Raw genomic sequence first — 8,058 nt, forward strand, 5'->3', positions numbered from 1 at the left:
AAGTGAAACTCCAATGCGCCAATGGTAGTGTGGTTCGCCCATGTGAGAGTAGGTCATCGTCAGCTCCCTATTCCAAACCACCCTCTTTATTCGTTTAAAGGGGGTGTTTTTTTGCTTTGTGGGTTTGCAACAATCTAAGCTATGAAGATTGGTAATTAAAAAATTGGGATGAAAGCCTTCTAATAAAGGCTTCCATTTTGAACATCCATGATAAAATCAGTCGATTTTTTCTACGTTAACTTTCATATCTTTTAATTCAAATGGCGCGAAAAAAGTCGCAAAAGCAACATCCGCAGCATCTCTTCCATAACCTAAGATCGCACGACCGCCTTTGGGCGATGATTGCGTTGCGTCAAATGTGTACCAACGGTCGCCAATAAAAACCTCATACCACGCATGTAAGTCCATTGGGTCAAGTTGATATAAGTACCCAACTACCATCCGAGCGGGCATATCTAATGCCCGTGACAGGCTAATACCCAAATGGGCAAAATCACGACAGACGCCTTTTTTATGTTGCCACGTATCTAGTGCTGTGGTGTCTGCTGTACTACTCCCATATTGATAAGTAAAGTTTTGGTGAATATAGGCGCAAATTGCCGCTGCTTTGTCATAACCTTCGGCAAAATCTTTGGTTATCATTTGGGCTTCTTGAAGTAGAAATTCTGGCAGACAATAGCGACTGGGTAGCAAATATACTATTGTATCTGAAGGCAGCTGCTCAATCGGTGTTTTTGGCATACCGGGTGCGACGTCTATCCATTCGCTGGTGCATAGCTCAACTGTTAGGCGAACTTGGTAATCCCCCATCGGAAATAAAACCCTGTCACATAAGTTACCAAAGTTATCGTTATAGCTTGTAACTGCTAGGGGTGGCGTGACTTGCCATTCTTCTTGAGTGATCTGCTGTGCTAAACCTGATTGCGGTCTTAGCAGAAACACTGCAGGGGTTGGCTGGGAAAAGTGATAATCGAGTTGGCAAGTGGCGCGTAATTTCATCATAGATTTTTCATCAAATAAGGTGACAACACTAACTAAAAATTGCAAGGTGGCGTGGTTGCTGCAAAAAATAGCAGAAGTCTTAGAATTTATGCCATTATCAGTAAAATGGCAATCAATATTTATAGATTTTATTTGCCCTTAAATTCGCATGATTCAAAGCTTGTTTATCAAGGGCTATCAATGCTCGCGGCAGTATAGATTGTGAAAATTCTAGGATTAATCTATGGTAGAATGAGGAAATTTTTTAAAACCCATTACCACCATGACATCACCTAGTTCAAATCAGCGCTCTGATAAATTTGCTAGCCATTTAGAAGGGTATGCCGCGCAGACCAAGGGAAAAACGGGTCTCAAACGCATCATTAATGCCGCAGGTTACTCAAAAGATGGTTTAGTTGCGGCGTATCAAAATGAAGCGGCTTTTCGACAGGTTGCATGGCTCAATAGCATTTTATTAATTGCGCTGATTTTTTTACCTTTTATGATGCCGATTAAAATGATATTGGTGTTTTCATCGTTTTTTTCTCTGATCGTCGAGTTGTTTAATACCGGTATTGAAGCGTCAATTGACCATACATCGACAGAACGTCATCCGTTGGCAAAGATTGGTAAAGATGTAGGTTCTGCCGCGCAGCTATTAGCCTTGACGATGCTGTTTTTGTTATGGATGATGGCGCTATATACGACTTTTATTAATTTCTATTAATCAATGATGGGCTAATTTTGCAATTGAGTAGAACCAATTTTCTATGAGCATCTATATCGGAACAGGGGGATACAGTGATACGGATTTTTTGGGAATCCTATATCCCGCTGACACCAAAAAAACCGAATTTTTAACCGAGTATAGTCGTCATTATGCCACTGTTGAAATCAATAGTAGCTTCTATGCGCCTTTAGGTCGAAAAGCGTATGAAGGTATGCTCAAAAAATCCAACGGAAAGCTAAAATTTTCGATTAAGATTCACCAAGATTTTACCCACCGATTAACCGCCACTGCAGAGACCGCGCAAGCTTTTTTGCAGGCGATTGAACCTATCTTGACGGCAGATTGCTTGGCTGCGTTATTGATTCAATTTCCGCATGGTTTTGATAGAACGGTGGCACATCGTCAGTATTTGGCAACCTTGACCAGTTGGTTTGATGGGTTACCATTGGCGATAGAGTTTCGCCACCAAAGCTGGCATATCCCGCAAGTTTACGCCAGTTTTCAGCAGCAAAATTTGATTTGGTGTAGTGTGGACTACCCAAATATTCATGGTTTACCGCCCAGTCGGCTGTTGTTTACTAGCCGCATCGGTTATTTACGCATGCATGGGCAAAACTTAGACTGGTGGGATGCCCATTCGGCGGCCGAGCGGCATGATTATCGCTACAGTAATGTAGAAATGCAAGCTTGGGCAAAGACCATTGCCAATCAACAAGCCAATTTTGATACCTTGTATATTTACTTTGAAAATACGGTAAAAGGTCACGCGGTGTATAATATTGAGATGCTCACACAAGCGCTCATAACCGAAGGTATCACAGTCGTCAGTCCGTTGATAGCAAATGATGAATAACTAAACAGCCACTATCAACAAAATCATTCACTTGAAAATGTAATTTTTGCTATCATAAACAGTTTTACTTTTCATCATTTAAATTTCTAATTTGGAAGCATGGTTAAGCGGTATGACTGATTTTGCGATTGGACAACGTTATCTGTCGGATACAGAGAATGAATTGGGGCTGGGCGTCGTCGTGCTCGTTGATGAACGCTGCGTGCATATTTTGTTCCCGCAAAGTGAAGAAACGCGTGTGTATGCCAAGACATCGGCGCCTTTGTCGCGTGTGACTTTCAAAGTCGGGGATACCATACATGACCAAGATGGCGCATCGTATGTGGTCAGCGATTTTGAAGAGACCAATGGCGTCTATAAATACTCGGTTGAAGGTCATGACCGTGCGATTATGGAAACGCGCCTTGCGGCTAATATTAATTTGGCAAAACCACTTGAGCGCTTGCTTGCCAGTCGTATCCACCAAAATGATTGGTACGAACTGCGCCAAGAGCTACTGCGTACCCAAGCCTATTTGGCGTCTCATCCACTAAGAGGCTTGATGGGTGCACGTGTCGATATTATTGAGCATCAGCTGTATATCGCCCATGAAGTAGGTAAACGTATCGCGCCGCGCGTGCTGCTTGCCGATGAGGTAGGGCTTGGCAAGACGATTGAAGCGGGTCTCATTATTCACCAGCAACTCATCACCGGCAAATCTGAGCGTATTTTGATTTTGGTACCTGATAGTTTGCAGTACCAATGGATGATTGAAATGCGTCGTCGTTTTAATCTTGAATTTGCTATTTTTGATTTGGTCAGAACCGCGGCGATTGCAGAGCATGACCCTGAGCAAAATCCTTTTACGACTGAGCAGTTGATTATTGCCAGTATTGATTTGCTACTTGACCATGAAGATTTGCATGAAAAAGCCTTGGAGGCGGGGTTTGATTTGCTGGTTGTGGATGAAGCGCACCATCTGCATTGGGACAGTGAGCAAGGCGGCAATGACAAATATGATTTGGTTGAAGATTTTGCCGAACAAACCGCAGGGGTTTTGTTACTTACAGCCACCCCCGAGCAGTTAGGTTTAGAAAGCCATTTTGCGCGGTTACGATTGTTAGATCCCAATCGTTTTAATGATTTAGACGACTTTATCGATGCAGAAGAAAATTTTGCGCAAACCGCAGCAATTGCTGAGGTGCTATTGAGTGACCAATCGCTGTCAGATAAGCAAAAATCAGCATTAGCCCAGTTGTTAGGTCATGATATCAGTGATGATGAGCAAGGTCGTGCGCGCGCCATCAATGAATTGTTAGATCGTCATGGTACTGGTCGTGTGCTATTTCGCAACACCCGTGAGAGCGTGTCTGAGCTTATTTCTGGCTTCAAAGGTCGGCGCTCAATGGCGTATCCGCTGCCGCTCCCGATAAGTTGGCAAGACAGTTATCACACCCAAGGTAAATTGCGCGAACAATTATGGCCAGAAGAGTTACAGCCCGATGGCAGTTGGCTGGAACAAGACCCGCGAGTGCCTTGGTTGGTTGATTTGCTTAAAAACACCTTAAAACATCAAAAGGTGCTACTGATTGCGCGCAGTGGGGCAACGGTTGAGAGTTTAGAGGCAGTATTACGATTGCATGCGGGCATTAAAACCGCGATTTTTACTGAGCAGATGACCCTACTGGAGCGCGACCAAGCGGCTGCGTATTTTGCCGATATTGAAGGCGCGCAAGTATTGTTGGCGTCTGAAATTGGCTCTGAGGGGCGTAATTTTCAGTTTGCCAGTGATTTGGTGTTGTTTGATTTGCCCGCCAATCCTGATACATTAGAGCAGCGGATTGGTCGCCTCGATCGGATTGGTCAGCAAAACGAGATTACCATTCATGTGCCTTTTGTTGAAGGCACGGCAACTGAGCGTATGTACCGCTGGTATAACGAAGCGCTAAATATTTTTAACCAAATCTCACCCACGGCGCAAACCGTTCAAGAGCAGTTTATTGTGGATTTAAAACCCCTACTTGAAGGGCAAAAAGTCGAAGATGACGGTCAAGAAATTACTTTAGATCAGTTGATTGAAAAAGGCAACGCCCAGCGTCTCGCACTAGAAGCAGCCATGCAAGCAGGACGTGACAGACTGCTTGAATACAATTCTTGTCGCCCGCGTGTCGCCAGTAAAATCGCTTACACCATGCGTGATTTTGACGATACCCACATGTTGCCACGTTTATTTGAACGCTTTATGTCGTCCATCAATATGGAATATAGTGGACAGCGTGATGGCTCATTGATGCTGCATCCGAGCGATGAAGTACAGGTGCAAGGACTGGCAGTGCCTGAAGATGGCATGACCTTGACCTTTGAGCGTGACCAAGCGTTACTACGCGAAGACATGGAATTTATGACTTATGAGCATCCTTTGATGCAAAGTATCTTTGAAACGGTCAACGCAGGCACGTTTGGTAATACCACGGTTGCAACTTTACAAAGTAATGCCATGCCCGAAGGACTGGTATTGGTCGAAGTCAATTTTCGTGTTGAAGCGATTGCACCAAAGCTCCTTAATTTACCTGCATTTTTGCCAAAGCCGCTCATTCGGGTGTTTTTAAGCCAGCAAGGGACTGATTTTAGCGATAAAATTGCCCCTGATATGATTGTGTCGCATATTCATCGCTTGGATAAAACCCGAGCGCGTCAAGTCATCAAAGCGCGTAAAGACATCATCGAAGTGCGCTATGAGCAAGCAGTAGCATTGGCAAACCAGCAATTACCTGCGATAAGTGAGCAAGCCAAAGAGGTATTTAATCAGCGCTATGAGCGTGAAGTGGAGCGCCTGCAATATTTGCAATCCATCAATCCGAATGTACGAGACGCAGAAATCAATCAATTAAAACGTTTGCAAGAACAGGGCTTACATGCACTGGGTCATTTATCCTTAATTCCTGATAGTATCCGTGTGCTAGTCGCCGTCAAGCCCGCTTAATTGTTTTGAATTTAGGTTAATTTAGGTTAAAGGTCAGCTTATATTAGGCTGACCTTTGTTATATGTTTGCATTTTCCATTTTGTGGTTAAGACCAGTTACCAGGTCTAGTTGCCAGGTCTATTTATCAGGCTTAGTTAGCAAAGCTAGTTATTTACACCTCAGGATTCACCACACTCATACTAAATTTAAGTCCGATACTAAGCAGTACAATCGCCAGTGGCAACAGCACCATCGCAATGCGTTGGGTTTTATACCTGACCGGCGGCTCCTTACTGACTTTAGATAATAAAAAACATAGCATACCCGCGACCCATGTCAAAATCCCTAGACCTAAACAAAGAAAACCAAAATAATTCATCTTACCCATTACCTATACTGATATGTTTGACGGGTGTAAATTACATACCACCACGACCCATCGATATTTGTTGAAACATGATTGTTGCCTCAGACAACTTTGATTATAATCTAACAAGACTCATAGGACATGGGATTTATTTTAGCCGCAACACAAGGATGGTGATATGAGTGGCTCAACGATACAGACTTTGGACATACAACATCTACACCAGCCCCCGTTTGATACCCTAAGCGCTCAGCAGCGAACCCATCTGCAGCAGCACAGTAAAATCGTCTATTTGGACAACTTGCAGCCCATACCTGCAGGATGGCAAGGGGATTTTTTTATTATCCTTAAAGGCTTTGTTCATCAATTACAAGGCGATGCGTTGATTTCTACCTTAAATGCAGGCGATTGGTTTGATACCAAGGTCAGGCAAAACAGCGTGTTCAACTTTATCACCCAGCAGCAAAGTCTGATGTACCGTATCGATGGGCAAGTGTTAAGTGCAATCACTGAGCAAAATCTCACCTTAAAAAACGCCTTGTTTGCCGATGTCGCTGCCCGTCTCAACCATCACCAAGCCCGCCTTGCCCAAAGTGAAAGTCAAAAACTGCTATATCAACCGATTGCCAATTTGGGACAGCATATCAAACCGCCGCATTTTGTCGATGATACGGCAACGCTATACGATGCCACGATGGCGATGAACCAATTTGACATCAAGCATATTTTGGTTAAGTCACAAGCGCGAATGAGCGAAGCGGAGCGTGACAAACTCATCGCACAAGGCGTCGAAAAATCTACCATTGCAGCGTATGTCGAGCGCATCGGTATTTTTACCCAAACCGATGTGTGCCGAGCGATTGGACAAAAAGTTGATTTTGCCACCACGCCCGTGCTGGACTTTACCAATTTTAAAATTCATACGGTGCATCAATCGCAAGATGTCAGTGAAGCCTTGCTGACCATGCTACAAACTCGTACCCACCGTTTACCCATTATTGACAGTCAAGGTCAAATCATTGGGATTTTGGGGCAAACCGAATTACTGAGCTTTTTAACCAACCATTCCAATCTTATCGTCGCTCGTATTGAGCAAGCTCAGAGCCTAGATGATGTTGCAGTGGCGGTGGAATTGATTGGTAAATTTATCCGTGAGCAGCACGCCAGCGGCATCAAAATCCATGTTATCAGCCGAATGGTGCAAAGCTTGAATTTACAAGTGTTCGCCAAGGTATGGCAGCTGATTGTGCCTGCTCTCACGTTTTACAATACTTGTCTGTTCGTAATGGGCTCAGAAGGGCGTGGTGAACAAATCTTGCGTACTGACCAAGACAATGCGCTGATTATCCGCAATGGTTTTAAAGATGACAATCTGCCCAGCTATGCCGCGCAGTTCAATGAGGCATTGGCGAACATGGGCTATCCCTATTGTGATGGCAAGATTATGCTTAGCAATGAGCGTTGGCGAAAAACTTCAACCGCCTTTGAAAAACAAATCACGGCATGGTACGTGAGTGGCAGTAGTGAAGATATGATGTGGATTGCGACCTTAATCGATGCGCATTTTGTTTGCGGTGATATTAAACTCTTTGAGCAGCTGCAAAAACATTGGCAAGTCAGCGCGCAAAATGTGGCGACTAGCAACTTTATCAACCGTTTTGCCAAACCGATTCTACAATTTGGCGATAGCAGTGGTTGGTGGCAAAAATTTGTCAGTGCCAGTGAAACCGATATTGACCTAAAAAAAGCAGGGATATTTCCGATTGTCCATGGCGTGCGAGCCTTGTCATTGGAATATCATATCACTGAGACCAATACCAGAAGCCGACTGCAGCAGCTGGCACAGCAACAGGTGCTAGGTGACACCATGGCGCAAAATCTGGCAGAAGCACTGGATTTTTTTATGGCAAAACGACTGGATGTGGCATTGACCACCCAGGATAGAACAGCGCGAGCGGTAAATCCCAATCATTTATCAGCACTGGAAAAAGATTTGTTAAAAGAATGTTTGGCAATGGTCAAAGATTTTAAAACCTTTATTACCCATCATTATCGCCTAGATATTTTTTAACTAAGTAGATATTTTTTAATTGAAGATATTTTTTAACTAGGTTGTGTTGAACATTTAATATACAAAAGAACATAATGAGGAAATTTTGATAAAAAAATAGCGAAGCAGTAAACT

6 protein-coding genes are annotated in these 8,058 nt (G+C 43.7%); 4 read left to right on the forward strand and 2 right to left on the reverse strand.

Features of this window, described 5'->3' with window-relative positions; genetic code table 11:
• Positions 1–216: 216 nt before the first annotated feature.
• Positions 217–1,002, reverse strand: a complete 786-nt coding sequence (locus ACH0AB_RS11420) for a transglutaminase-like domain-containing protein (protein ID WP_282842374.1) — start codon at positions 1,000–1,002, stop codon at positions 217–219.
• 262 nt (positions 1,003–1,264) lie between these two features.
• On the opposite strand from ACH0AB_RS11420, the gene ACH0AB_RS11425 reads away from it, so the two are divergent.
• The 3 genes from ACH0AB_RS11425 (at position 1,265) to rapA (ending at position 5,526) form a co-directional block, all read left to right on the forward strand.
• A complete protein-coding gene (locus tag ACH0AB_RS11425) occupies positions 1,265–1,708 on the forward strand; it encodes a diacylglycerol kinase (protein WP_257619734.1) in 444 nt (147 codons plus the stop codon).
• Positions 1,709–1,751: 43 nt separating this feature from the next.
• A complete protein-coding gene (locus ACH0AB_RS11430) occupies positions 1,752–2,564 on the forward strand; it encodes a DUF72 domain-containing protein (RefSeq protein ID WP_007115647.1) in 813 nt (270 codons plus the stop codon).
• A gap of 112 nt (positions 2,565–2,676) precedes the next feature.
• A complete protein-coding gene (gene rapA / locus ACH0AB_RS11435) occupies positions 2,677–5,526 on the forward strand; it encodes an RNA polymerase-associated protein RapA (protein WP_406878225.1) in 2,850 nt (949 codons plus the stop codon).
• Positions 5,527–5,678: 152 nt separating this feature from the next.
• On the opposite strand, the gene ACH0AB_RS11440 is transcribed toward rapA, so the two are convergent.
• Entirely contained in the window at positions 5,679–5,885 is a 207-nt protein-coding gene (locus tag ACH0AB_RS11440) for a hypothetical protein (RefSeq protein ID WP_406878226.1), read from the reverse strand.
• 166 nt (positions 5,886–6,051) lie between these two features.
• Here ACH0AB_RS11440 and ACH0AB_RS11445 point away from each other — a divergent pair, with 166 nt between their 5' ends.
• Complete coding sequence (locus ACH0AB_RS11445; RefSeq protein ID WP_406878227.1) at positions 6,052–7,944, forward strand: DUF294 nucleotidyltransferase-like domain-containing protein; 1,893 nt, start codon at positions 6,052–6,054, stop codon at positions 7,942–7,944.
• Positions 7,945–8,058: the final 114 nt, after the last annotated feature.

Source organism: Moraxella sp. 179-F 1C4 NHS (assembly GCF_045370505.1).
Classification (GTDB): Bacteria; Pseudomonadota; Gammaproteobacteria; order Pseudomonadales; family Moraxellaceae; genus Faucicola; species Faucicola tetraodonis.

Coding starts and splice junctions, on each gene's coding strand:
- ACH0AB_RS11445 (WP_406878227.1), top strand. CDS start 6,052: ATGAGTGGCTCAACGATACAGACTTTGGACATACAACATCTACACCAG.
- rapA (WP_406878225.1), top strand. CDS start 2,677: ATGACTGATTTTGCGATTGGACAACGTTATCTGTCGGATACAGAGAAT.
- ACH0AB_RS11425 (WP_257619734.1), top strand. CDS start 1,265: ATGACATCACCTAGTTCAAATCAGCGCTCTGATAAATTTGCTAGCCAT.
- ACH0AB_RS11440 (WP_406878226.1), bottom strand. CDS start 5,885: ATGAATTATTTTGGTTTTCTTTGTTTAGGTCTAGGGATTTTGACATGG.
- ACH0AB_RS11420 (WP_282842374.1), bottom strand. CDS start 1,002: ATGATGAAATTACGCGCCACTTGCCAACTCGATTATCACTTTTCCCAG.
- ACH0AB_RS11430 (WP_007115647.1), top strand. CDS start 1,752: ATGAGCATCTATATCGGAACAGGGGGATACAGTGATACGGATTTTTTG.